Source organism: Mycobacterium sp. pUA109 (genome assembly GCF_041287095.1).
Lineage (GTDB): Bacteria > Actinomycetota > Actinomycetes > Mycobacteriales > Mycobacteriaceae > Mycobacterium.
On sequence record NZ_JBGGKS010000023.1, the window covers coordinates 20,032 to 42,862 of the forward strand.

At 69.9% G+C, this 22,831-nt stretch carries 24 protein-coding genes; 14 read left to right on the plus strand and 10 right to left on the minus strand.

The features are described from left to right. Positions 1–6 precede the first annotated feature (6 nt). The 7 genes from ripB (at position 7) to ACAG26_RS22500 (ending at position 6,697) form a co-directional block, all read left to right on the plus strand. Positions 7–711 carry an NlpC/P60 family peptidoglycan endopeptidase RipB gene (gene ripB / locus ACAG26_RS22470; RefSeq protein WP_370485288.1) on the plus strand — a complete coding sequence of 235 codons (705 nt, stop codon included), beginning with the start codon at positions 7–9 and terminating at the stop codon, positions 709–711. 154 nt (positions 712–865) lie between these two features. Continuing rightward, positions 866–1,960, plus strand: a complete 1,095-nt coding sequence (locus tag ACAG26_RS22475) for an AAA family ATPase (protein WP_370485289.1) — start codon at positions 866–868, stop codon at positions 1,958–1,960. Between the two features lie 47 nt (positions 1,961–2,007). Then, positions 2,008–2,919, plus strand: coding sequence for a DUF58 domain-containing protein (locus ACAG26_RS22480; protein WP_370485346.1), 912 nt, complete (start codon positions 2,008–2,010; stop codon positions 2,917–2,919). Positions 2,920–3,023: 104 nt separating this feature from the next. After that, entirely contained in the window at positions 3,024–4,031 is a 1,008-nt protein-coding gene (locus ACAG26_RS22485; RefSeq protein ID WP_370485290.1) for a VWA domain-containing protein, read from the plus strand. Positions 4,032–4,104: 73 nt separating this feature from the next. Then, positions 4,105–4,857 (plus strand): 3-oxoacyl-ACP reductase FabG1, encoded by a 753-nt coding sequence (fabG1, locus tag ACAG26_RS22490; RefSeq protein ID WP_370485291.1) that lies wholly within the window; start codon positions 4,105–4,107, stop codon positions 4,855–4,857. 16 nt (positions 4,858–4,873) lie between these two features. Further along, the gene (gene inhA, locus ACAG26_RS22495; protein WP_370485292.1) at positions 4,874–5,683 is read left to right on the plus strand and encodes an NADH-dependent enoyl-ACP reductase InhA; all 810 of its coding nucleotides are present in this window, start codon (positions 4,874–4,876) and stop codon (positions 5,681–5,683) included. Continuing rightward, positions 5,684–6,697 (plus strand): ferrochelatase, encoded by a 1,014-nt coding sequence (locus ACAG26_RS22500; protein WP_370485293.1) that lies wholly within the window; start codon positions 5,684–5,686, stop codon positions 6,695–6,697. Here ACAG26_RS22500 and ACAG26_RS22505 read toward each other — a convergent pair. Then, complete coding sequence (locus ACAG26_RS22505) at positions 6,694–7,536, minus strand: hypothetical protein (protein WP_370485294.1); 843 nt, start codon at positions 7,534–7,536, stop codon at positions 6,694–6,696. The genes ACAG26_RS22500 and ACAG26_RS22505 overlap by 4 nt on opposite strands. Before the next feature lie 58 nt (positions 7,537–7,594). On the opposite strand from ACAG26_RS22505, the gene ACAG26_RS22510 reads away from it, so the two are divergent. From ACAG26_RS22510 to ACAG26_RS22525, 4 genes are read left to right on the plus strand one after another with little or no spacing between them, the layout of a single operon-like run. Beyond that, positions 7,595–8,029, plus strand: coding sequence for an NfeD family protein (locus ACAG26_RS22510; RefSeq protein WP_370485295.1), 435 nt, complete (start codon positions 7,595–7,597; stop codon positions 8,027–8,029). A gap of 25 nt (positions 8,030–8,054) precedes the next feature. Beyond that, positions 8,055–9,278 (plus strand): SPFH domain-containing protein, encoded by a 1,224-nt coding sequence (locus ACAG26_RS22515; protein WP_370485296.1) that lies wholly within the window; start codon positions 8,055–8,057, stop codon positions 9,276–9,278. Positions 9,279–9,287: 9 nt separating this feature from the next. Continuing rightward, positions 9,288–9,647, plus strand: a complete 360-nt coding sequence (locus tag ACAG26_RS22520) for a DoxX family protein (RefSeq protein ID WP_370485297.1) — start codon at positions 9,288–9,290, stop codon at positions 9,645–9,647. Further along, on the plus strand, positions 9,644–10,609 hold the full coding sequence (locus ACAG26_RS22525) for an NAD(P)H-dependent flavin oxidoreductase (RefSeq protein WP_370485298.1): 966 nt from the start codon (positions 9,644–9,646) through the stop codon (positions 10,607–10,609). The genes ACAG26_RS22520 and ACAG26_RS22525 overlap by 4 nt, the downstream gene beginning before the upstream one ends. 54 nt (positions 10,610–10,663) lie before the next feature. Here ACAG26_RS22525 and ACAG26_RS22530 read toward each other — a convergent pair whose 3' ends face one another. The 9 genes from ACAG26_RS22530 to ACAG26_RS22570 all read right to left on the minus strand — a co-directional run bounded on the left by ACAG26_RS22530 (position 10,664) and on the right by ACAG26_RS22570 (position 17,483). Then, on the minus strand, positions 10,664–10,816 hold the full coding sequence (locus tag ACAG26_RS22530) for a zinc transporter permease (RefSeq protein ID WP_370485299.1): 153 nt from the start codon (positions 10,814–10,816) through the stop codon (positions 10,664–10,666). 46 nt (positions 10,817–10,862) lie between these two features. Then, the gene (locus tag ACAG26_RS22535) at positions 10,863–11,450 is read right to left on the minus strand and encodes a hypothetical protein (RefSeq protein WP_370485300.1); all 588 of its coding nucleotides are present in this window, start codon (positions 11,448–11,450) and stop codon (positions 10,863–10,865) included. Further along, positions 11,447–11,947 (minus strand): nitroreductase family deazaflavin-dependent oxidoreductase, encoded by a 501-nt coding sequence (locus tag ACAG26_RS22540; RefSeq protein WP_370485301.1) that lies wholly within the window; start codon positions 11,945–11,947, stop codon positions 11,447–11,449. The genes ACAG26_RS22535 and ACAG26_RS22540 overlap by 4 nt, the downstream gene beginning before the upstream one ends. Before the next feature lie 24 nt (positions 11,948–11,971). Continuing rightward, positions 11,972–12,592, minus strand: coding sequence for a TetR/AcrR family transcriptional regulator (locus tag ACAG26_RS22545; protein WP_370485302.1), 621 nt, complete (start codon positions 12,590–12,592; stop codon positions 11,972–11,974). 34 nt (positions 12,593–12,626) lie between these two features. After that, on the minus strand, positions 12,627–13,586 hold the full coding sequence (locus ACAG26_RS22550) for an alpha/beta fold hydrolase (RefSeq protein WP_370485303.1): 960 nt from the start codon (positions 13,584–13,586) through the stop codon (positions 12,627–12,629). A 217-nt stretch (positions 13,587–13,803) separates the two neighbouring features. Next, entirely contained in the window at positions 13,804–14,370 is a 567-nt protein-coding gene (locus ACAG26_RS22555) for a NifU family protein (RefSeq protein ID WP_370485304.1), read from the minus strand. After that, entirely contained in the window at positions 14,367–16,280 is a 1,914-nt protein-coding gene (locus ACAG26_RS22560; RefSeq protein WP_370485305.1) for a ferrous iron transporter B, read from the minus strand. The genes ACAG26_RS22555 and ACAG26_RS22560 overlap by 4 nt, the downstream gene beginning before the upstream one ends. Beyond that, positions 16,277–16,561, minus strand: a complete 285-nt coding sequence (locus ACAG26_RS22565) for a ferrous iron transport protein A (protein WP_370485306.1) — start codon at positions 16,559–16,561, stop codon at positions 16,277–16,279. Before ACAG26_RS22565 ends, ACAG26_RS22560 begins: the two co-directional genes overlap by 4 nt. Before the next feature lie 175 nt (positions 16,562–16,736). Further along, positions 16,737–17,483, minus strand: a complete 747-nt coding sequence (locus tag ACAG26_RS22570) for a TVP38/TMEM64 family protein (protein ID WP_370485307.1) — start codon at positions 17,481–17,483, stop codon at positions 16,737–16,739. Between the two features lie 165 nt (positions 17,484–17,648). On the opposite strand from ACAG26_RS22570, the gene mutA reads away from it, so the two are divergent. Genes mutA through meaB form a run of 3 tightly spaced genes read left to right on the plus strand, consistent with a single transcriptional unit; the run spans position 17,649 to position 22,789 of the window. Continuing rightward, the gene (mutA, locus tag ACAG26_RS22575; protein ID WP_370485308.1) at positions 17,649–19,514 is read left to right on the plus strand and encodes a methylmalonyl-CoA mutase small subunit; all 1,866 of its coding nucleotides are present in this window, start codon (positions 17,649–17,651) and stop codon (positions 19,512–19,514) included. 5 nt (positions 19,515–19,519) lie between these two features. After that, the gene (gene scpA / locus ACAG26_RS22580; protein WP_370485309.1) at positions 19,520–21,802 is read left to right on the plus strand and encodes a methylmalonyl-CoA mutase; all 2,283 of its coding nucleotides are present in this window, start codon (positions 19,520–19,522) and stop codon (positions 21,800–21,802) included. Next, positions 21,803–22,789: a methylmalonyl Co-A mutase-associated GTPase MeaB gene (gene meaB, locus ACAG26_RS22585; protein ID WP_370485310.1), complete on the plus strand. Its 987-nt coding sequence runs from the start codon at positions 21,803–21,805 to the stop codon at positions 22,787–22,789. The last annotated feature ends 42 nt before the right edge of the window (positions 22,790–22,831 follow it).

Genomic DNA, 22,831 nt, shown 5'->3' on the forward strand with positions numbered 1-22,831 from the left:
GGACCCATGCGCCAGAACCGTTTCCGCCTCAGCAGATTGGCCTGGCTGATCGTCGCGGTGATTCCGCTGATGATCGGCCTGGCCGGTCCGGCCGCGGCCGAGGGCGAGTGGGACCCGACGCTGCCGCAGATCATCAGCGCCGGCGCGCCCGGGGACCCGCTCGCCGTCGCCAACGCGTCCTTGCAGGCCACCGCGCAGGCCACCCAGACCACGATGGACCTGGGGCGCAAGTTCCTGGGCGGGCTCGGGATCAACGTCGGCCCCAACGATCCGGCCGCCGGCGTCAAACCCGGGCAGCGGGTGCGGGGCCGTGAGGCGATCGAGTACGTCATCCGGCGCGCCGGCTCCCAGATGGGGGTGCCCTATTCGTGGGGTGGCGGCTCGCTGACCGGTCCCAGCAAGGGCATCGACGACGGGGCCGGCATCGTGGGCTTCGACTGTTCGGGACTGATGCGGTACGCGTTCGCCGGGGTCGGGGTGCTCATCCCGCGGTTCTCCGGTGACCAGTACAACGCCGGCCGGCACATCCCGCGCGAGCAGGCCCGGCGCGGCGACCTGATCTTCTACGGGCCCGGCGGCAGCCAGCACGTCACGATGTACCTGGGCGGCGGCAAGATGCTGGAGGCCTCCAGCATCGCCGGCAAGGTCACCGTCAGCCCGGTGCGCACGCCCGGGATGACGCCGTATTTGACCCGGATCATCGAGTACTGATCGGGGCGTGCGGAGCAGGTCCGGGCGATTGGGGTGGGCCCGTGCGTCGACGGAATCCCAGAGGCCTGGAATAGTGAAACGAGGGCACGCAGCTGCCCCGCGGCCGCCGGCCGTGTAAGCAGTCGTGTCCCACGGAGCTTGTGGAGGGTTGTCGATGACGTCAGCAGATGGAGCGCCGGCGGGCGCCAGCGGATTTTCCGGAGCGGAGGCGCCCGGTAACGGGCTGTCCGCCGACGTGCACGCGCTGGAGCGGGCCATCTTCGAGGTCAAACGGATCATCGTCGGCCAGGACCAGCTCGTGGAACGGATCCTGGTCGGGCTGCTGGCCCGGGGCCATGTGCTGCTCGAGGGTGTGCCCGGGGTGGCCAAGACGCTGGCGGTGGAGACCTTCGCCCGGGTGGTCGGCGGGACGTTCGCCCGCATCCAGTTCACCCCCGACCTGGTGCCCACCGACATCATCGGTACCCGCATCTACCGGCAGGGCAAAGAGGAGTTCGACACCGAGCTCGGCCCGGTGGTGGTCAACTTCCTGCTCGCCGACGAGATCAACCGCGCCCCGGCCAAGGTGCAGTCCGCGCTGCTGGAGGTCATGCAGGAGCGCAAGGTGTCCATCGGCGGCAAGACCTTCCCGCTGCCCAACCCGTTCCTGGTGATGGCGACCCAGAACCCGATCGAGCATGAGGGTGTCTACCCGCTGCCCGAGGCGCAGCGCGACCGTTTCCTGTTCAAGATCAACGTGGATTATCCGTCCTCGGAAGAGGAGCGCGAGATCATCTACCGGATGGGCGTCAAGCCACCGGAGCCCAAGCAGATCCTGCAGACCGGCGACCTGCTGCGGCTGCAGGAACGGGCGGCGAACGGCTTCGTGCACCACGCGCTGGTCGACTACGTGGTCCGCGTGGTGGAGGCCACCCGCCGCCCGGAGCAGTTCGGCATGCCCGACGTGAAGAACTGGGTCGGCTACGGCGCCTCCCCGCGTGCGTCGCTGGGCATCATCGCCTCCGCGCGCGCGCTGGCGCTGGTCCGCGGCCGCGACTACGTGATCCCGCAGGACGTCATCGAGGTCATTCCCGACGTGCTACGCCACCGGCTGGTGCTGACCTACGACGCGCTGGCCGACGAGATCACCCCGGAGATCGTCATCAACCGGGTGCTGCAAACGGTGGCCCTGCCGCAGGTGAACGCCGTGCCGCAGCAACCGAGTTCGGCGCCGCCGGTGGCTCCGACGGCGGCGGCCAGCGCTCGGTGAGCGATCCGGGCACCCGGGCCCAGTCGGGGGCCGCGCATCCGCCGTCGATGCTGCGTGGCGACATCAACGACCCGAAGCTGGCGGCGGCGCTGCGCACCCTGGAACTGACCGTCCGACGCAAGCTGGACGGGGTGCTGCACGGTGATCACCTCGGCCTGATTCCGGGGCCGGGCTCCGAGCCCGGCGAGTCGCGGCTCTACCAGCCCGGCGACGACGTGCGCCGGATGGACTGGGCGGTCACCGCCCGCACCACCCACCCGCACGTGCGGCAGGAGATCGCCGACCGGGAGCTGGAAACCTGGCTGGTGGTCGACATGTCGGCCAGCCTGGATTTCGGCACCACCGGCTGCGAGAAGCGGGACCTGGCGGTGGCGGCCGCAGCGGCCATCACCTACCTCAACAGCGGCGGCGGTAACCGGTTGGGGGCGCTGATCGCCAACGGGGAACGCATCGTGCGGGTACCGGCGCGGTCGGGTCGCCAGCATGAGCAAACGCTGTTGCGCACCGTCGCCACCATGCCCAAGGCGCCGGTCGGGGTGCGCGGCGATCTGGCGGTCGCCATCGACGCGCTGCGTCGCCCGGAGCGTCGCCGCGGCATGGCGGTCATCATCAGCGACTTCCTAGGCCCGATCAACTGGATGCGCCCGCTGCGCGCGATCGCGGCCCGGCACGAGGTGCTCGGCATCGAGGTGCTCGATCCGCGCGACACCGCGCTGCCCAATGTGGGCGACGTGATCCTGCAGGACACCGAATCCGGGGTCACCCGTGAGTTCACCATCGATGAGCAACTGCGCGACGACTTCGCCAAGGCCGCCGCCGCCCACCGCGCCGACGTGGCCCGCACCCTGCGCAGCTGCGGGGCGCCGCTGTTGTCGCTGAGCACCGGCCGCGACTGGATCGCCGACATCGTCCGGTTCGTCGAATCCCGTCGGCGCGGTGCCCTGGCGGGGCTCCAATGATCTCCAGCACGGGCGAGCAGACGCAAAAGCCCCCATTTCTTCGGCGAAATTGGGGCTTTTGCGTCTGCTCGTCGCACTGACCCGCACGAAGAGACAGGCCATTAATGACACTGCCGCTGCTCGGGCCAATGACACTGTCCGGTTTCGCCCACGCCTGGTTTTTCCTGTTCCTGTTCGTCGTGATCGGCTTGATCGCGCTGTACGTCGTGGTGCAGGCCGCTCGGCACAAGCGGATGCTGCGGTTCGCCAACATGGAACTGCTGGAAAGCGTGGCGCCGAAACGGCCCAGCCAGTGGCGCCACCTGCCCGCGATTTTGCTGGTGTTGTCGTTGGTGCTGCTCACGGTGGCGATGGCCGGCCCGACGCACGACGTCCGGATTCCGCGTAACCGCGCGGTGGTGATGCTGGTGATCGACGTGTCGCAGTCCATGCGGGCCACCGACGTCGAACCCAGCCGGTTGGCCGCCGCCCAGGAGGCCGGTAAGCAGTTCGCCGACGAACTGACCCCCGGCATCAACCTGGGTTTGATCGCCTTCGCCGGCACCGCGACGGTGCTGGTGTCACCGACCACCAACCGCGAGGCCACCAAGGCGGCGATCGACAAGCTGCAGCTGGCCGACCGCACCGCCACCGGGGAGGGCATTTTCACCGCGCTGCAAGCCATCGCCACCGTCGGCGCGGTGATCGGCGGCGGCGACACCCCGCCGCCGGCGCGCATCGTGTTGGAGTCCGACGGCAAGGAGACCGTGCCGTCCAACCCGGACAACCCCAAGGGGGCGTTCACCGCGGCGCGCACCGCCAAGGATCAAGGTGTTCCGGTGTCGACGATTTCGTTCGGCACCCGGTACGGGTACGTGGAGATCAACGGCCAACGGCAGCCGGTGCCCGTCGACGACGATTCGCTGAAGAAGATCGCCGACCTGTCCGGCGGCAGCTTCTACACCGCGTCCAGCCTGGAGCAGCTCAAGGACGTCTACTCGACGCTGCAGGATCAGATCGGTTACGAGACGATCCGCGGCGACGCGTCCACCGGTTGGCTGCGGCTGGGCTCGCTGGTGCTGGCGCTGGCCGGGCTGGCGGCGCTGCTGATCAACCGACGGCTGCCGGAATAGCTACCTCGTCGGCGGCCGAGCCCGCGGTGACTCGATTTCAGCGTTGCCACGCCGAGGCGATAAGTTTAGCAACGTGACTGACGCTGCTAGCGAGAACTCCGAGGGCGGCAAACCGCCATTCGTGTCCCGATCCGTACTGGTCACCGGCGGAAACCGGGGGATCGGCCTGGCGATCGCGCGCCGGTTGGCCGCCGACGGGCACAAGGTGGCGGTGACCCACCGCGGGTCCGGGGCGCCGGATGGCCTGTTCGGGGTCGAGTGCGACGTCACCGACAACGCCGCCGTCGATCGCGCCTTCAAGGAGGTCGAGGAGCACCAGGGGCCGGTGGAGGTGTTGGTGTCCAACGCCGGCATCTCCAAGGATGCGTTTCTGATGCGGATGACCGAGGAACGCTTCGAGGAGGTCATCAACGCGAACCTGACCGGCGCATTCCGGGTGGCGCAGCGCGCCTCGCGCAGCATGCAGCGCAAACGGTTCGGTCGGATCATCTTCATCGGGTCGGTCTCTGGAACCTGGGGGATCGGCAACCAGGCCAACTACGCGGCCGCCAAGGCCGGCCTGATCGGCATGGCCCGCTCGATCTCTCGGGAGCTGTCCAAGGCCGGTGTCACCGCGAACGTTGTCGCGCCCGGCTACATCGACACCGAGATGACCCGGGCGCTGGATGAGCGGATCCAGGCCGGCGCGCTGGAGTTCATCCCGGCCAAGCGGGTCGGCACCGCCGAGGAGGTGGCCGGGGCGGTCAGCTTCCTGGCGTCCGAGGACGCCACCTACATCGCCGGCGCGGTGATCCCCGTCGACGGCGGCATGGGCATGGGCCACTAGGAGCAAAGGACTTTTCATGGCAGGCTTTTTGGAAGGTAAGCGGATCCTGGTCACCGGGATCATCACCGACTCCTCGATCGCGTTCCACATCGCCCGGGTCGCCCAAGAACAGGGCGCCCAGCCGGTGTGTACCGGGTTTGACCGGCTGCGCCTGATCGAGCGCATTCTCGACCGGCTGCCGGCCAAGCCGCCGTTGCTGGAACTCGATGTGCAAAACAACGAGCACCTGAACACCCTGGCCGCCCGGGTCACCGAGGTGATCGGGGAGGGCAACAAGCTCGACGGGGTGGTGCACTCGATCGGCTTCATGCCGCAAACCGGGATGGGCATCAACCCGTTCTTCGACGCGCCCTACGAGGACGTCGCCAAGGGCATCCACATCTCGGCGTACTCCTACGCTTCGCTGGCCAAGGCGGTGCTGCCGATCATGAACCACGGCGGGTCCATCGTGGGGATGGACTTCGACCCCACCCGCGCGATGCCGGCCTACAACTGGATGACCGTCGCCAAGAGCGCGCTGGAATCGGTGAACCGGTTCGTGGCCCGCGAGGTGGGCCCGCACGGCGTGCGGTCCAACCTTGTTGCGGCCGGGCCGATCCGGACGCTGGCGATGAGCGCCATCGTCGGCGGCGCGTTGGGTGAAGAGGCCGGCGAGCAGATGCGGCTGCTGGAGGAGGGCTGGGATCAGCGGGCCCCGGTCGGCTGGGACATGAAAGACCCCACCCCGGTTGCCAAGACGGTGTGCGCGGTGCTCTCCGACTGGTTGCCGTCCACCACCGGCACGGTCATCTACGCCGACGGCGGCGCCCACACGCAGCTGCTGTAGATGGAGTTCGACGCCGTCCTGCTGCTGTCGTTCGGCGGGCCCGAAGGGCCCGAGCAGGTGCGGCCGTTCCTGGAAAACGTCACCCGCGGACGCGGGGTGCCCCCGGAGCGACTCGACGCCGTCGCCGAGCACTACCTGCACTTCGGCGGCGTGTCGCCGATCAACGGCATCAACCGGGCCCTGATCGACCAGCTGCGTGCCGAACTGGATCTGCCGGTCTACTTCGGCAACCGCAACTGGGAACCCTACGTCGAAGACGCGGTTGCGGCCATGGCCGACAACGGGGTTCGGCGTGCGGCAGTGTTCACCACCTCGGCGTGGGGCGGGTTGTCCAGCTGCACCCAATATGTCGAGGACATCGCCCGGGCTCGCGGGGCGGCCGGTGCGGGCGCCCCGGAACTGGTCAAGCTGCGGCAGTACTTCGACCATCCGCTGTTCGTGGCGATGTTCGCCGGCGCCATCGCGGCGGCGGCCGAGACGTTGCCCGCCGAGCTGCGCGGCGACGCCCGCCTGGTGTTCACCGCTCATTCGATCCCGGTGGCCGCCGACCAACGCCACGGCCCCCGCCTGTACAGCCGTCAGGTCGGCTACGCCACCCGGCTAGTCGCCGGCGCGGCGGGCTACCCGGACTACGACCAGGTGTGGCAGTCGCGTTCCGGGCCGCCGCAGATCCCGTGGCTGGCACCCGATGTCGCCGACCACCTCACCACGTTGGCCGAGGCCGGGACCGCGGCGGTCATCGTGTGCCCGATCGGTTTTGTCGCCGACCACATCGAGGTGGTCTGGGATCTCGACCACGAGTTGCGGCTGCAGGCCGAGGAGGCGGGCATCGCGTTCGCCCGGGCGGCCACTCCCAACGCCGACCGGCGGTTCGCCCGGCTGGCGCGAGAACTGATCGACGAGCTGCGCGACGGCCACCAGCCGGTGCGGGTCAGTGGCTCAGATCCGGTGCCCGGCTGCGGGTTTGGTGTCAACGGTGCGCCGTGTCGACCCCCGCATTGCGTCGCGTCTTAAACCCGCCACGCGGACTGCAGAATCGCGTTGACCGCGGCGATGCGCGCCGAGCGGACCACGGCGGCTAACGGACGCAGGGCGGTGCTGGCCAGCTGCGCATCCGCCGACGATTGTGCTCCGATCGGCATCAATCCTTCGACGGTGAGGATCGCATCGACGTGCGCAGCGTTGTCCAACACCCGCACTGCGCGGGGCGGGGCGTGATCGGGAACCTGGTGATGCCGTGACGTTTCCAGCACCTGTGCGACCAAGGTCCGCGGATCGTCCCCGGCGGCGTCGGTGGCGCTCAGCTCGATAGCGTTCAGCGCATCGGCCGCCGACCGTACCGCTGAGCGCAGCGCGTGTTCGGCCTCGCCCAGATCGTGATAATCCGGGGCCGGCGCGCCGGGCAGCGCATACACCGTCCAGGACAGGGTCTGGATGGCCGACGTGTTGTCGTCGGCGTCGTCGTGCTCGAAGTCGGGCACCAGCCCGATCGCCGCGTTGGAACCGTCGGGGTCGGCGACGAGCAGCGCCTCGCCGGCGGTCAGCGCGTCGCGGGCGAACTGTGTTCCGGCGGGCAGCCCGCGCACGTCGCCCGGCACCGGCAACACCATCCCGATCGCCGGCACCGCGGACCGGCCGGCGGCCGCGCGCACCGTCTGCAGCAGCGACATCACCCCGGCCTCGTGCACATCCGGCCACGGCAGCCCGGTGTTGCCGGCCGCGACGGCGTCATAGGCGGTCACCGATTGTCTTGGCGCCCACAGCGTTAGCGCGTCCAGAACATCGTCGGGCGCGGCCTGACCGGCGAGCCAGGCATTGGCCCACACCGACAGGGTTGCGCTTGGGCACCACATGGCGACGAGTCTAATATTGCCGCCCGTGCCGGGCCTGTTGACGCGATAGGCTGGCGTTATGCCTGCCGCCCTGATCTGGCTGATCGTCGCGTTGGGCCTCGCGGGTGCCGAAGTGCTGACCGGCGACATGTTTTTGCTGATGCTCGGCGGGGGTGCGCTGGCCGCGGCCGGCACCAGTGCGCTGCTGGACTGGCCGGTCTGGGCCGACGGCGCGGTATTCCTGGTGGTGTCGGTGCTGCTGCTGGTGCTGGTGCGGCCCGGACTGCGGCGGCGGCTCACCCCGGCGCTGGACACCGCGACGGGTATCCAGGCGCTGGAAGGTAAGAGCGCGCTGGTGCTCGACCGGGTCGCCAGCCACCAGGGCCAGGTCAAGGTCGACGGCGATGTGTGGACGGCGCGGCCCCTGAACGACGGCGACGTCTACGAGCCCGGGGACAAGGTGACCGTCATGCACATCGACGGCGCCACCGCGGTGGTCTGGAAGAACGTCTAGCGAACGTCAAGGAGAAGGAGTTCTGATGGATGGCGCCGCTGCCGGCCTGGTGTTGCTAGTTGTCTTGGTGGTGTTCGCGGCCATCGTGGTGGCCAAGTCGATCGCCCTGATTCCGCAGGCCGAGGCCGCGGTGATCGAACGGCTGGGCCGCTACAGCCGCACCGTCAGCGGGCAGCTGACGCTGCTGGTGCCGTTCATCGACCGGGTGCGTGCCCGGGTCGATCTGCGCGAGCGGGTGGTGTCCTTCCCGCCGCAGCCGGTGATCACCGAGGACAACCTGACGCTCTCGATCGACACCGTGGTGTATTTCCAGGTCACCAACCCGCAGGCGGCGGTGTACGCGATCAGCAACTACATCGTCGGTGTCGAGCAGCTGGCCACCACCACGCTGCGCAACGTGGTCGGCGGGATGACGCTGGAGCAGACGTTGACCTCGCGCGAGGTGATCAACAGCCAGCTGCGCGGCGTGCTGGACGAGGCGACCGGCCGCTGGGGGCTGCGGGTGGCGCGGGTGGAACTGCGCAGCATCGATCCGCCGCCGTCGATTCAGGCGTCGATGGAAAAGCAGATGAAGGCCGACCGGGAAAAGCGGGCGATGATCCTGACCGCCGAAGGCGCCCGGGAGTCGGCGATCAAGCAGGCCGAGGGTCAGAAGCAGGCCGAAATCCTGGCCGCCGAGGGCGCCAAGCAGGCCGCGATCTTGGCCGCCGAGGCCGACCGGCAGTCCCGGATGTTGCGCGCCCAGGGGGAGCGGGCCGCCGCCTACCTGCAGGCACAGGGCCAGGCCAAGGCCATCGAGAAGACGTTCGCCGCGATCAAGGCCGGCCGGCCCACCCCGGAGCTGCTGGCCTACCAGTACCTGCAGGTGCTGCCGGAAATGGCCAAGGGCGAGGCCAACAAGGTGTGGGTGGTGCCCAGCGACTTCGGCTCGGCCCTGCAGGGTTTCACCAAACTGCTCGGCGCCCCCGGTGAGGACGGCGTGTTCCGGTATCAGCCCTCCCCGGTGGAGACCGACCTGCCCCGGCCGGAGGACGACTCCGAGGAGGTCGCCGACTGGTTCTCCACCGAAACGGATCCCGCGATCGTCGAGGCCGTCGCCAAGGCCGAGGCCGACGCCCGCAAGCCGGTGGACGGCACACTGCCGCTGGCCCAGCCGCCGCGGCACCAGCAGCCGGTGCCCGGCGCCCTGCCCCCGCAGCAGGGGCCGGTGCCCGGGGCGTACCCGCCACCGCCGCCGGGCCAGTCGTAGAGTTGCCTCATGGGCGCTTTGACTTCTCCGAAAACCTACGCCGCACTGGCCGCGTTCCAGGCCGGCGACGCGGTGGCGTGCGCGATCCCGGTCTCCTACATCACGAAAACCCTTGACACCCTGGGTGTCCCGGAAAACATCCGGTGGGTGCTGCCGGCCTCCAAGGCCGCCTCGGTGGTGGGGCTGCTGGCGGCGAGCCGGTTTCCGGTGCTGGCGCGGGTCACCACGGCGATGCTGACGTTGTATTTCGTGCTCGCCGTGGGCGCGCACATCCGGGCCAAGGACAAGGTGGTGAACGCGATTCCGGCGGCGTCGTTTCTGGCGACGTATGCGGTCATGACGGTCAAGGGCCCGGACACGCCGCGATGACGCTGCCCACCGCGGCCACGGAACTGCTGGGCATCGACCATCCGATCGTGTCCGCGCCGATGGCCGGGGTCGGCGGGGGCCGGTTGGCGGCCGCGGTCAGCACCGCCGGCGGGCTGGGTTTGATCGGCGGCGGCTACGGCGACGAGGCGTGGCTGCGGCACCAATTCGATCTGGCCGACGGCGCCCGAGTCGGCTGCGGGTTCATCACCTGGGCCTTGGCAAGCCAACCGCAGCTGCTCGACGTGGCGCTGACGTATCGGCCGGTGGCCGTGATGCTTTCGTTCGGCGACCCGGCCCCGTTCGCCGCGCAGATCCGGTCATCGGGTGCGCGGCTGATCTGCCAGGTGCAAAACCTCGAACAGGCGACCGCGGCGCTGCAGGCCGGCGCCGATGTGCTGGTAGCCCAGGGCAATGAGGCCGGCGGGCACGGCTACGGTCACCGCTCCACGATGACGCTGGTCCCCGAGCTCGTCGACGTCGCCGCCGGCACCCCGGTGCTGGCCGCCGGTGGGATCGCCGATGGGCGGGGACTGGCGGCGGCGCTGATGCTGGGCGCCGCCGGCGTGCTGATGGGTACCCGCTTCTACGCGGCCGCCGAGGCGTTGTCGCCGCCGCATGCCCGCGACACCCTCGTCTCGGCCGATGGTGACAGCACCTGCCGCACCACCGTGTACGACATCGTGCGCGGCTACCGGTGGCCGGAGGGCCACACCATGAATGTGCTGCGCAACGCCTTCACCGACCGCTGGGACGGCGCCGAATCCACGCTGCACGAGCAGCGCGACGACGTCACCGCCCAGTACCAGCGGGCCGTGGCGGACGACGATTACCGCACCGCCAACGTCACCGCCGGCCAAGCCGTGGGCCTCATCCACAGCACCGCCTCGGCGGGCGACATCGTCGCGTCCATCGTCGGCCAGGCCGCGGCGCTGCTCGGCCGCGAGACGCCGAAGCCGGACTGACGGGCGTTACCGTCGTCAATCCGGCTGCGGCGCATCGGGTTTAGCGGTGAATGGTCAGTGCTCGTCGTAGTGGTCGCCGTGCGGGGCGTGCCGGTGACCGTCGTGCAGGTAGTCCACGTGGTCGTCGTGCGGAATCGCCTCGTGTCCGCAGTCGGGACCGTGGGTGTGCTCGGGGTGGACGTGGGTCTGGTGCTCTGTTGCGTTCATGCCTGCGAGACTACTCAAATAATGCACACATCGCAATGTATGCATGTTAATCAATGGGGTGCGACGACGGTGCGGCCACGCCGGGCACCGAGAAACACACCAGGACCTTGACGAACAGCAGCACCGGCAACCAGGCCACCGCGGCCGGTGTCGGCAGCCAGATCAGACCGGCCAGCGCCGCGGCCAGGGCCAGGCCGATGGCGACCATGCGCTTGAGCGCCGCCGGCACACTTTCGATCACGGCCGCCGAACCCACCAGCACGACGCTGTTGGCCAGCATCCATCCCCAACCCAGGCCGAACACCGCGGCCACGGGCGCCAGGTAGATCCCCGCATGGGCGAGGACGAACCCGACGCGGAATCGCTTGGCGGCCGCGCCGGGACGGTGATACCACCGGCTGGACGTCGGCGCCGAGATGGTGAAGATCCCGCCGATCAGGTCGGCACCGAAGACCGCGGCTACCGCCATCTGCACCGTTGACCAGTCCTGCCAGCCCCCCGCGTGCCGGATGTAGGCGGCGAGCAGGGCCATCGCCACCGCGCCGCCGCCGACACCGAGCACCGCTTCCGCGCGGGTGCGCGGCGGCCCAAAAAACGCGCGGCCCACACCGATCGGGGTTTCGCGGGTGGTCATGGCCGGCCCGGGGCGTCCAGGCGCAACTCGACCAACGGTAGCGCCGTGTTGGTTTCGGTGATCTCGGTGCCGAGGGTCTGTTCCAGCACCGCCTTGAAGCGGGCCCACGCCCGCGGATGCCGATCGATGTAGGCCGCCAGGGCACGGTCGGCGTCCGGCTGGCCGAGCACGCCCGCGGTGGCCGGCGCCGGGGCGCGGCTGCCGACGTAGACGCGCACCCGCGGATTGGCCTGAATGTTGCGGAACCATTGGGCTTTTCCGCCGAAACCGGAGGCCACCACGTAGCTGTCCGGCGCGGCGTGGTCGAGGACCTCGAGCACCACGTAGCGCGCGGCCCCGGAGGTGCGCCCAATGTGCTCGAGCATCAACAGCCGCCGACCGAGCAGGCCGCCCAGCCGCCGTCGATACAGCCAGATCGGCGCGCGCATCAACCGGCGCGACCGCAACAGCCGGGTCGCCCCGCTGACGAGTCGCGACGACGGCCGGGTGTTGGACATCGGTACCTCCCTTTCTGCGCTGCGTCAGGGTTCACCGGTCAGGCCGTCGCGGTAGATCGCGAATACCTGGGCGCCCCACCGTTGCGCGCCCTCGGTCGACAGCGGGTCCACGCCGAGCGCCTCGGTGAGCCGGGCCCGCAAGGCCAGCGCCGCCAAATCGTTGACCAGCAGGAACGCCGCCCGCACCGCGGAATCCCCGCCGCTGTGGGCGATTCCGGCCGCCACCATCGCGTCGAGCGCGGTCGTGCTGATCTCGTACAGCCGCCGAAACAGGGTGCCGCCCACCGCGGCGTCGGTGATCAGCGCCCGGGTCAGGTACGCGGGGATGGGGGAATCCGGCGGCAACTGGGTGGCCAAACCGTCCAGCAGACCCGGCAGCGCGGACCCGCTCAGGCCGCTGGCCGCCGCGGCGTCGGTGATGTTGGTCAGCAGCGCGTCGAGGGCGGCGATCACGTGATTGTCGACCGCGGCCACCAGCCCGTCCTTGGAGCCGTAGTGCCGCACCAGCAGCGCGGGGGAGACGCCGGCCGCGGTGGCGATGTCGCGCATGGTGACGGCGTCGGGGCCGCGTGCGGCGAAGAGCCGCAGTGCCTCGTCCCGGATCCGCGCGCGGGCCGTCCGGTCATCGGCCGCGGGTGAATGCATGTTTACTATTATAAACGCTTGTTTACACGTGCGGTCAACCTTTCGAGGTTGTCCCCGCTGCCGGGCCGATGAATTCGACGCCCGCGCGAATCGCGGGGCGATGCCGCAAGATTCGGAAATGCGCCAGCCGGCCAAGTCCCGACGTCGTCATCAAGCGCGCGCCTGGCCAGGACGCGACGACCTTCTCGCTCGTCGCATAGGGTGTCTCGGGGTCATCGGGGTCGTGGATGAGCAGCAGCGGCGGATAGTCGGTCCGCTCGGCAACCCGGACCATGTTGGTGTCCTCCAGCGACATGCCGATACGGCGTTCCAGACGTCGATGCAGGCCGCTGCGTATCCGTCGGCCGAAGCCGTGCCGCGCCGCGAACAGATCCAGGTAGATCGGGAACTCGCCCATCGGCGCGAGGAACACCAACCGCCCGACCGTCGTGCCCCACGCCGCCGCGAATACGGTCGCATTGGACCCCAGGGAGTGCGCGACCACCGCGCGGGCCGGCCCGTGGGTGCGGATCATGGCGGCAACCGCTTCGGCGCACTCAATGGCGGTGGTGCGACCGGGTGCGAGCGCGCCGGGATCGGACTCGTTATGGCTGGGCAGGTCGAACGCGATAACACGATGCCCGGATTCGACGAGAGGTTTGATGAACATGCCGAGGTGCGGGCGTCGCCCGCCCCAGCCGTGCACAAGATAGACCGGCGGCCCGTCGCCCCAGGCCTCGCCCACGATCCGGTGCCCGTTCCAGTGCGCTTCCAACGGCTGACCGGGCGGGACACCGGGCGGCATACGCAAGCTGGACTCGATGACCGGTGGGGTGCACCACAGCTCGGTCGCCCACCGCGATCCGATTGCGGGCGTGACTCGCTCCAGTAGCCAGAACAGCCGACGCACCCGAGCGGCGACCGGCGGTTGGACACCGGAACCCTCCACATCGAGCACGGTTGGGCTGGTAGAACCGCCGCCATTTGAAGCAATGGGTTTCACTGGGTCCGGCACACGTCGAGGGTAGCGAGATGACGGCACCGGGCCGAACCTCAGTCAGCCGACGTCGGGGACGAGGATCGAACAGCCGAGCCCCGGTGCCCGCTGGATCCGCCGATCCAACGTCACCGGCGGGACGGTTAATGCCTCGGCGAGGGCGACACAGGCGGCGTCATCGCTGGACAGGTTGCCGCGAAGTTCCCCGGCGCGCGCGGACGTAACCGTCGCGTGCTCAGCGGGTGATCAGGGTCAGCAGCTTCTTGCCGAGCGACCCTGCCGTCGAAGGGGTTTCGGCGCACACCGTCACCGCATCGCCGAATTCGCGGCGCAGGTCGCGCTGCAGCCTGTCGTACAACGTCGAGCCGGCCGCCGGGCAGCCGTGGCAGGCGCCGGTCATTCGCACCCGCACCTCGTCGCCGTCCACCGCCACCAGCTCAATCGACCCGCCGTGGGATGCGGCCAGCGCCCCGATCGGTCCGGCCAGCAGCTGCGCGGCGACCCGCGCCAGGTCGCCGGCGCGTTCGGACGCCTCGACCCGCCAGCCCGCCGGGGTTCCCAGGGCGTCGCCGAGCGCCGCGCGGACCTCGTCGCCGCGGACACGCCAGCTGTGCCCGGCGCCCAGGGTGATCGCCACCTCCGCGCGGCCCACCACCAGTTCCTCGATCACCGCACCGTCGAGCAAGGCGCCCAGCCGGCCCGGCGCGCGCCGCACCGTGCCGGCGGCCGGCAGGTGTTCGGCGGGGATCACCCAGCGCAGTCGCTGCGGATCGCCGGTCGCCACCGCGTGCATCGGGATCATGCGCCCAGCCCCACCGCGATCGACCGGGCGGCGAACGCCATCACCCAGGCCAGCGCAAACATGTAGCCAAACGCGAACGCGGGCCACCGCCAGGAGTTGGTTTCGCGTCGCATCACCGCGACCGTCGACATGCACTGCAGCGCGTACATGAAATACACCAGCAACGCGATCACCGTCGGGGCGGTGAACACCCGGTGGCCCTGCGCGTCGGTCAGCGCGGCCAACGCCGCCCCCGGATTTTCGGGGTGGGTGGCCGCCGACACCTGCCCGAGGGTGGACACGAACACCTCCCGCGCCGACAACGACCCGACCAAGGCGACGTCGGTGCGCCAGTCGAAGCCCAGCGGGGCGAACACCGGCTCGATCGCCTTACCGACGTCGGCACCAAAGCTGTGGTCCATCACGTAGGCGCTTGCCGCGGCGCGGTCCAGGTGCGCGGTTTCCGCGGCGCGGGTGGGCAGGTTCAGCAGCACCCACAGCACCAGCGAGGTGGCCAGGATGACGGTGCCGGCCTTACGCAAGAAGATCTTCGCGGCGTTCCACATCGTGACGAGAACCGCTGTGGGGGAGGGGAAACGATACGGCGGCAGCTCCATGGTGAACGGCAGCAGATCGCTGCGCAGAATCGTCGATTTGAACACCCAGGCGGCGATCAACGCCGAGGTGCCCCCGCCGAGATACAGCAAAAACATGGTGACGCCCTGCGCGCTGAAACCCCACCACCGGGTGTGCGGCGCCACCAGCAACCCGACCAGCAGGGTGTACACCGGCAGCCGTGCCGAACACGTCATCAGCGGGGCGCTGATCACGGTGGCGATCCGGTCCCGCGACGACGGCAGCGTCCGGGTCGCCATGATCCCGGGCACCGCGCACGCGAACGCCGACAGCATCGCCACGAAGGCGCGGCCTTCTAAGCCGGTGCGGGCCATCACCGCATCCATCAAGAACGCGGCCCGCGACATATAGCCCACGTTCTCCAGCAGACCGATCAGCAAGAACAACAGCACAATCTGCGGAATGAACTGCAGCACCGTGCCGACCCCGCCGATCGCGCCGTCCCCGATCAGGCCGCGCAGCACCGGGTTGCCGACGTGGGCGGCGACCAGCGTGCCCAGCCACCCGAGTGCCCGCGCTACCTGATCCTGCAGCGGCGCAGCGACGGTGAACACCACCTGGAAGAACCCGAACATCACCGCGAAGAAGATGACGGTGCCCCACAGCGGGTGCAACACCACGGCGTCGATCCGACCGGTGCGTCGGTCCTGGTGCGGGGCCACATAGTCGGCGGCGGCCAGCACCGATGCGCCCCAGGCGTCGACGGCGTCGGCGTCCTCCGGCGGCAGCACCGGCGGTCGCTGCCAGGAGTCGATGGCACGCAGTTGGGCGCGCAGGTTCGCGATCCCGGATCCGCGATGGGCGACCACGGCGGTCACCGGGATGCCCAGCGCGGTCGCGAGGGCCTCCAGATCGAGCCGGCCGCCGCGGGCGGTCAACTCGTCGGTCATGGTGAGCACCAGTTGGCAGGGCCGGTCCAGCCGCAACACCTGCGCCACCAGCGACACCGAGCGGCGCAAGGTGGTGGCGTCGGCGACCAACACGATCGCGTCCGGGGGCTCGACGCCGGCCAGGTCGCCGGCCAGCAGGTCGCTCACCACCTGCTCGTCCGGGCTGATCGGGTCCAGGCTGTAGGTGCCGGGCAAGTCCTCGATCGCCAGCGCGACGTCGTCAACGGTGAGCGTGCCGACACTGCGCCCCACGGTGACACCCGGATAGTTGCCGGTCTTGGCGCGCAACCCGGTCAGGTGATTAAAGACACTGGTCTTGCCCGCATTCGGGCTGCCGACCAGCGCCACGCGCCGCGCCCCCGCCACCGCGGCAGCGCCGGCCGGCCGGTCATGACAGGTGGTCATCGGTCGCCGTCCGGGACGACTTCGATCAGCTGCGCCTCGCTGCGGCGCAGACACAGCTCGGTGTCTTGCACGCGGTAGATGGTCGGATCACCCAGCGGCGCCCGACGGATCACGTCGACCCGGCTGGCCGGGCGAAACCCCAACTGCCGCAGCCGGGTGACCACCGCGGCCGCGGCCTGCGGCGTCGCGCCGACGATGGTGCCCCGCTGGCCGGGGGCCAACTGGGCGAGCACCATCGCCGAACCCGGTTGCTGCGGCGCGCGCCGCGTCCCCCTGCGCATGACCTGCCCTAACGTTAGATCGCCTTACCGATGTAAGGTACACCTAACTTCGGGGGTCGTCACCCGGTCCTGGGCGGCATCCCGGTCACCGCGAGATCGACGTTTTCGCGGGAAAGTTCGAGTACGGCCCTCCGAAACGTCGATCTCGGTGAGCGGGGCACCGCCCGACCGGCGCTCAGCGGGTGACCGCGGGCTCGGCGGGCTCCTCGACGGCATCGGCGCGCGCCCGGTGCCGACGATGACTGCGCACCTCGTAGACCAGCAGCGCGACCCCGACCGCGGCCGTGCACAGCGTCACCAAAAACAGCAGCGGGCTCACGTCGCCGGTCAGCGCATTGCCGAGCACCACCACCGCGGCGGTGCCGGGCAGCAGCCCGACCAATGTGGCCAGCGTGTACGGCAGGGTGCGCACCGCCGACGCGCCGGCCGCGTAGTTGAGCACCGCGAACGGCACCGCCGGGATCATCCGCAGCGACAAGATCGCCGGCCAGCCGCGCTGGCGCAGCCGGTCGTCGAGGGAATCGACGCGGGGGTGGCGCAGCACCCGGCTGAACTGCCAGCCCACCGCCCGCACCAGCAGCAGCGCGATCAGCGCGCTGGCCGCACTGGCGATCACCGCCAGCGTCACGCCCAGCTCCGGCCCAAACAGCAGCCCGGCGGCCAGGGTGAACACGGTGCGCGGAAACGGAAACACCGTGACCACGATGTGCGCGGCCAAAAACGCCAACGGGAACCACGGCCCCACCGAGGTCGCCCAGTCCCGCACCTGCACCGCCGTGGGCACCGGGACGAGCAGCGCCACCGCCACCAGGACCGCGATCCCGCCCACCGTGGCCAGGATCCGGCGGCGGGGCAGTTGACGTACCGTCGCGACGGCCGCAGGCCACACGCCGCGCAGCGGCTGGGGGAGGCGGGACGTCACGGACCCCAGGTTACGGGCCGCGGGTAAACAACTCGCGTCACCTGCGTGGAGTTTCGTGCCCCGACGCCCCTCGCCCCGCGCCCCCCGAACGCCATCATTTAGCCTGGTTAACACGTGTCGGGTAGCACTTGAGCCGCTACTCACGAGTAACAACAGGAGCCGCGGGTGTCAATCGACGTGTCCGCCGACTTGGAGCAGGCCCGCGCCCGATGGCGTACGGCGGTGGCCGGAGTATTGGCCAAGAGTTCACGGCGTGACCCCGCCGACCTCGGCGAGGAGCCGGAGCGGCTGCTGGACACGGCCAGCGACGGGCTGGTGATCCGGCCGCTGTACACCGCGCTCGACGCGCTCCCGGAGCCGCCGCTGCCGGGCAGCTGGCCGTTCATCCGGGGCGCCGACGCCCACCGCGACGTCAACACCGGCTGGAAGGTCGCCGAAGCGTTCCCGATCAACGGCCAGGCGTCGGTCGCGGCCACCAACGGCGCGCTGCTGCTGGCCCTGACCGAGGGCGTCAGCGCGTTGGCGCTGCGCCTCGGGGACGGCGGGGTGGCACCGACCGACCTGGACCGGCTGTTCGAAGGCATCTACCTGGAGCTGGTGCCGGTGGTCTTTGACGGCGCCGACGGTGCCGCCTTCACCGCCGCGGCCGACGCGGTGCTGGGCCTGGTCGAGAACATTGAGAACCGAGCACAAGCCCAAACCCTGTCGGTCGATTTGGGTGCGGACCCGCTGACCGCTGCGCTCGGCGCGCGCCCGGCACCCGCGATCGGCGACGTGGTCGCGGTGGCGTCCCGGTTGGCCGGGCACCCGGGCGGGCTGCGGACCATCACCGTCGACGGCCCGGCCTTCCACAACCTGGGCGCCGACGCGGCCTGGGAGCTCGCCGGCTGTCTCACCGCGGCCGTCGCGTATTTGCGGGTGCTGGGCGAATCCGGTCTGTCGGTGGCGGAGAGCTTGCGGCAGATCAGTGTCCGGCTCGCCGCCGACGACGACCAGTTCACGACGATCGCGAAAATGCGGGCCGCCCGGCAGCTGTGGGCGCGGGTGGCCGAGGTGGTCGGCGCGCCGGAGTGTGGCGCGGTCACCGTGCACGCGCAGACCTCGATGCCGATGATGACCCAGCGCGATCCGTGGGTGAACATGCTGCGCACCACGCTGGCCGCGTTCGGCGCCGGGGTGGGCGGCGCCGACACCATCCTGGTGTGGCCGTTCGACACCGCCATTCCCGGCGGCTTCCCGGACACCGCGTCCAGCTTCTCGCGCCGGATCGCCCGCAACACCCAACTGCTGCTGCTCGAGGAATCGCACCTGGGCCAGGTGTTGGACCCCGCCGGCGGGTCGTGGTTCGTCGAAGACCTCACCCAGCAGCTCGCGCAGCAAGCCTGGGAGTACTTTCAGGCCGCCGAACAGCACGCGGCGCGCGGCGGATTCGACGCCGCCCGCGACTACCTCGCCGAGCAGATCGGAAAGGTCGCCGCCCGGCGCGCCGACGACATCGCGCACCGGCGCACCGCGATCACCGGGGTCAACGAATACCCGAACCTGGCCGAACCCCCGCTGCCGTCGGCCGAGTCGACCACTACGGTGCGGCGCTACGCCGCGGAATTCGAAGCGCTGCGGGACCGCTCGGACGCCTACCTGCAGCGGACCGGCTCCCGGCCTCAGGCGCTGCTGCTGCCGTTGGGCCCGCTGGCCGAGCACAACATCCGCAGCACCTTCGCGGCCAACCTGCTGGCCTCCGGGGGAATCGAGGCGATCAACCCCGGCCCGCTGGACGCGGCCGGGGTGGCCGCGGCGGTGTCGGCGGCCGGCTCTGCGGCGGTCGCCGTGGTGTGCGGCACCGATGCCCGCTACGGCGCCGAGGCCGGTGACGTGGTGGCCGCCGCCCGCGCCGCCGGCGTCGACCAGATCTACCTGGCCGGACCGGAAAAAGCGGTCGCCGACACCGAGCCCAAGCCCGACGCCTACCTGACCGCCAAAATCAATGCGGTCGAGGCGTTGTCGAATCTGCTCACCCGATTGGGGGCCTGAGGACGATGACCGTCAACGATGTCGCCGGCCAGCCGGCCGCGCAAACCGCCACCGCGGTGCCCAATTTCGCCGATGTTCCGCTGCACAGTGACCGCGCACCCGAACCGGCCACCGCAGCGGCCGTCGCCGATCACGTCGCCGCCGCCGCGTCCGCGCACGGCTACACCCCCGACCAGCTGGACTGGCACACCCCCGAAGGCATTGTCGTCAAACCGGTGTACATCGCCGCCGACCGCGACGCGGTGGTCGCCGACGGCTATCCGTTGGACAGTTTCCCGGGGGAGTCGCCGTTCATCCGGGGCCCGTACCCGACGATGTACGTCAACCAGCCCTGGACCATCCGCCAGTACGCGGGGTTCTCCACCGCCGCCGAATCCAACGCGTTCTACCGGCGCAACCTGGCCGCCGGGCAGAAGGGCCTGTCGGTGGCGTTCGATTTGGCCACCCACCGCGGCTACGACTCCGATCACCCCCGGGTGGCCGGTGACGTCGGGATGGCCGGGGTCGCCATCGATTCCATCCTGGACATGCGACAGCTCTTCGACGGGATCGACCTGAGCGCGGTCAGCGTGTCGATGACGATGAACGGCGCGGTGCTGCCGATCCTGGCGCTGTATGTGGTGGCCGCCGAGGAGCAGGGGGTGCCGCCGGAGAAGCTGGCCGGCACCATCCAGAACGACATCCTCAAAGAGTTCATGGTGCGCAACACCTACATCTATCCGCCCAAGCCGTCGATGCGGATCATCTCCGACATCTTCGGCTACACCAGCGCCAAGATGCCCAAGTTCAACTCCATCTCGATTTCCGGCTACCACATCCAGGAAGCCGGCGCCACAGCGGATTTGGAGCTGGCCTACACGCTGGCCGACGGGGTGGACTACATCAAGGCGGGCCTAGACGCCGGTCTGGACATCGACAAGTTCGCGCCCCGGCTGTCGTTCTTTTGGGGCATCGGGATGAACTTCTTCATGGAGGTCGCGAAGCTGCGTGCCGGGCGCCTGCTGTGGAGCGAGTTGGTCGCCCAATTCAACCCCAAGAGCGCGAAATCGCTGTCGCTGCGCACCCATTCGCAGACCTCCGGCTGGTCGCTGACCGCCCAGGACGTCTACAACAACGTCGCCCGCACCTGCATCGAGGCGATGGCCGCCACCCAGGGCCACACCCAATCACTGCACACCAACGCGCTGGATGAGGCGCTGGCGCTGCCCACCGACTTCTCGGCGCGCATCGCCCGCAACACCCAGCTGCTGCTGCAGCAGGAATCCGGCACGACCCGGCCGATCGACCCGTGGGGCGGCTCCTACTACGTGGAGTGGCTGACCCACCAGTTGGCGCAGCGGGCGCGGGCCCACATCGCCGAGGTCACCGAGCACGGCGGCATGGCGCAGGCGATCAACGACGGGATCCCCAAGCTGCGCATCGAGGAGGCCGCCGCGCGCACCCAGGCCCGCATCGACTCCGGGCGTCAACCGCTGATCGGGGTCAACAAGTACCAGGTCGACGAGGACCACGAGGTCGAGGTGCTCAAGGTCGAGAACAGTCGGGTGCGCGCCGAGCAGCTGGCCAAACTCGAGCGGCTGCGGGCCGAGCGGGATCAGGCGGCCTGCGATGCCGCGCTGGCCGAACTGACCCGGGCGGCTGGGGCCAGCGGCCCCGCCGGAGACGACGGCTTGGGCAATAACCTGATGGCGCTGGCCATCAACGCGGCCCGCGCCAAGGCAACCCTGGGGGAGATCTCCGACGCGTTGGAGAAGGTTTACGGTCGTCATCAGGCGGAGATCCGCACCATCGCCGGGGTCTACCGCGACGAGGCCGGGAAGGGCAGCAATATCGCCAGCGCCACCGAATTGGTCGAGAAGTTCGCCGAGGCCGACGGCCGGCGGCCGCGCATCCTGGTGGCCAAGATGGGCCAGGACGGCCACGACCGCGGCCAAAAGGTGATCGCGACCGCGTTCGCCGACATCGGCTTCGACGTCGACGTGGGCTCGCTGTTTTCCACCCCCGAGGAGGTCGCCCGCCAGGCCGCCGACAACGACGTGCACGTGGTCGGGGTGTCCTCGCTGGCGGCCGGGCACTTGACCCTGGTGCCGGCGCTGCGCGACGCGCTGGCCGAGGTGGGCCGGGCCGACATCATGGTGGTGGTGGGCGGCGTGATTCCGCCGGGCGACTTCGACGAGCTCTACGCCGCCGGCGCGACCGCGATCTTCCCACCCGGCACGGTCATCGCCGACGCCGCGATCGGATTGCTGGAGAAGCTCGCCGATCGCCTGGGCTACCACCTGCAGTAGATGACCGCGAAGGACAACACCGTCGAAGAGCTGGCGGCGGCGGTGCGCAGCGGGGACCGTTCGGCGCTGCCGCGCGCCATCACGCTGGTCGAGTCCACCCGCGCCGACCATCGCGAGCAGGCCCAACAGCTGCTGCTGGAGGTGATGCCGCAGGCCGGCAACGCCCACCACGTGGGGATCACCGGCGTGCCGGGGGTCGGGAAGTCGACCACCATCGAGGCCCTCGGCATGTTCCTGATCGAGCAGGGGCATCGGGTGGCGGTGCTGGCCGTCGATCCGTCCTCGACCCGCACCGGCGGATCCATCCTGGGCGACAAAACCCGGATGCCGCGGCTGGCCGTGCATCCGGACGCCTACATCCGTCCGTCGCCAACCTCGGGCACCCTGGGCGGGGTGGCCAAGGCCACCCGGGAAACCATCGTGCTGCTGGAGGCCGCCGGCTTCGACGTGATCTTGGTCGAGACGGTTGGGGTGGGGCAATCCGAGGTGACGGTGGCCCAAATGGTGGACACCTTCGTGTTCTTGACGTTGGCGCGCACCGGCGATCAGCTGCAGGGCATCAAAAAGGGTGTGCTGGAGTTGGCCGACGTGGTGGTGGTGAACAAGGCCGACGGCGACCACCTCGCCGATGCCCGGATGGCGGCGCGGGACCTCGCCGGCGCGATCCGGTTGATCTACCCCCGCGAAACGCTGTGGCGGCCACCGGTGCTGACCATGAGCGCGCTGGAGGGCACCGGGCTGCCCGAGATGTGGGACACCGTGGAACGCCATCGCCGGGTGCTCACCGAGGCCGGGGAATTCGAGGCGCGCCGCCGCACCCAGCAGGTCGATTGGACCTGGCAGATGGTCCGCGACACCGTGCTGGACCGGGTGCTGTCCCATCCGGCGGTGCGCAAGATCCGCGCCGACGTGGAGCGGCAGGTGCGGGACGGGGAACTGACGCCGGCGCTGGCCGCTCAGCAAATACTCAACGTCGCATCAGGCTAACAGTTAGATAACGTCAGTTTCGTTTGCGGACCAGGCAGGTAG

Coding starts and splice junctions, on each gene's coding strand:
- ripB (WP_370485288.1), top strand. CDS start 7: ATGCGCCAGAACCGTTTCCGCCTCAGCAGATTGGCCTGGCTGATCGTC.
- ACAG26_RS22475 (WP_370485289.1), top strand. CDS start 866: ATGACGTCAGCAGATGGAGCGCCGGCGGGCGCCAGCGGATTTTCCGGA.
- ACAG26_RS22480 (WP_370485346.1), top strand. CDS start 2,008: ATGCTGCGTGGCGACATCAACGACCCGAAGCTGGCGGCGGCGCTGCGC.
- ACAG26_RS22485 (WP_370485290.1), top strand. CDS start 3,024: ATGACACTGCCGCTGCTCGGGCCAATGACACTGTCCGGTTTCGCCCAC.
- inhA (WP_370485292.1), top strand. CDS start 4,874: ATGGCAGGCTTTTTGGAAGGTAAGCGGATCCTGGTCACCGGGATCATC.
- ACAG26_RS22500 (WP_370485293.1), top strand. CDS start 5,684: ATGGAGTTCGACGCCGTCCTGCTGCTGTCGTTCGGCGGGCCCGAAGGG.
- ACAG26_RS22505 (WP_370485294.1), bottom strand. CDS start 7,536: ATGTGGTGCCCAAGCGCAACCCTGTCGGTGTGGGCCAATGCCTGGCTC.
- ACAG26_RS22510 (WP_370485295.1), top strand. CDS start 7,595: ATGCCTGCCGCCCTGATCTGGCTGATCGTCGCGTTGGGCCTCGCGGGT.
- ACAG26_RS22515 (WP_370485296.1), top strand. CDS start 8,055: ATGGATGGCGCCGCTGCCGGCCTGGTGTTGCTAGTTGTCTTGGTGGTG.
- ACAG26_RS22520 (WP_370485297.1), top strand. CDS start 9,288: ATGGGCGCTTTGACTTCTCCGAAAACCTACGCCGCACTGGCCGCGTTC.
- ACAG26_RS22525 (WP_370485298.1), top strand. CDS start 9,644: ATGACGCTGCCCACCGCGGCCACGGAACTGCTGGGCATCGACCATCCG.
- ACAG26_RS22530 (WP_370485299.1), bottom strand. CDS start 10,816: ATGAACGCAACAGAGCACCAGACCCACGTCCACCCCGAGCACACCCAC.
- ACAG26_RS22535 (WP_370485300.1), bottom strand. CDS start 11,450: ATGACCACCCGCGAAACCCCGATCGGTGTGGGCCGCGCGTTTTTTGGG.
- ACAG26_RS22540 (WP_370485301.1), bottom strand. CDS start 11,947: ATGTCCAACACCCGGCCGTCGTCGCGACTCGTCAGCGGGGCGACCCGG.
- ACAG26_RS22545 (WP_370485302.1), bottom strand. CDS start 12,592: ATGCATTCACCCGCGGCCGATGACCGGACGGCCCGCGCGCGGATCCGG.
- ACAG26_RS22555 (WP_370485304.1), bottom strand. CDS start 14,370: ATGATCCCGATGCACGCGGTGGCGACCGGCGATCCGCAGCGACTGCGC.
- ACAG26_RS22560 (WP_370485305.1), bottom strand. CDS start 16,280: ATGACCACCTGTCATGACCGGCCGGCCGGCGCTGCCGCGGTGGCGGGG.
- ACAG26_RS22565 (WP_370485306.1), bottom strand. CDS start 16,561: ATGCGCAGGGGGACGCGGCGCGCGCCGCAGCAACCGGGTTCGGCGATG.
- scpA (WP_370485309.1), top strand. CDS start 19,520: ATGACCGTCAACGATGTCGCCGGCCAGCCGGCCGCGCAAACCGCCACC.
- meaB (WP_370485310.1), top strand. CDS start 21,803: ATGACCGCGAAGGACAACACCGTCGAAGAGCTGGCGGCGGCGGTGCGC.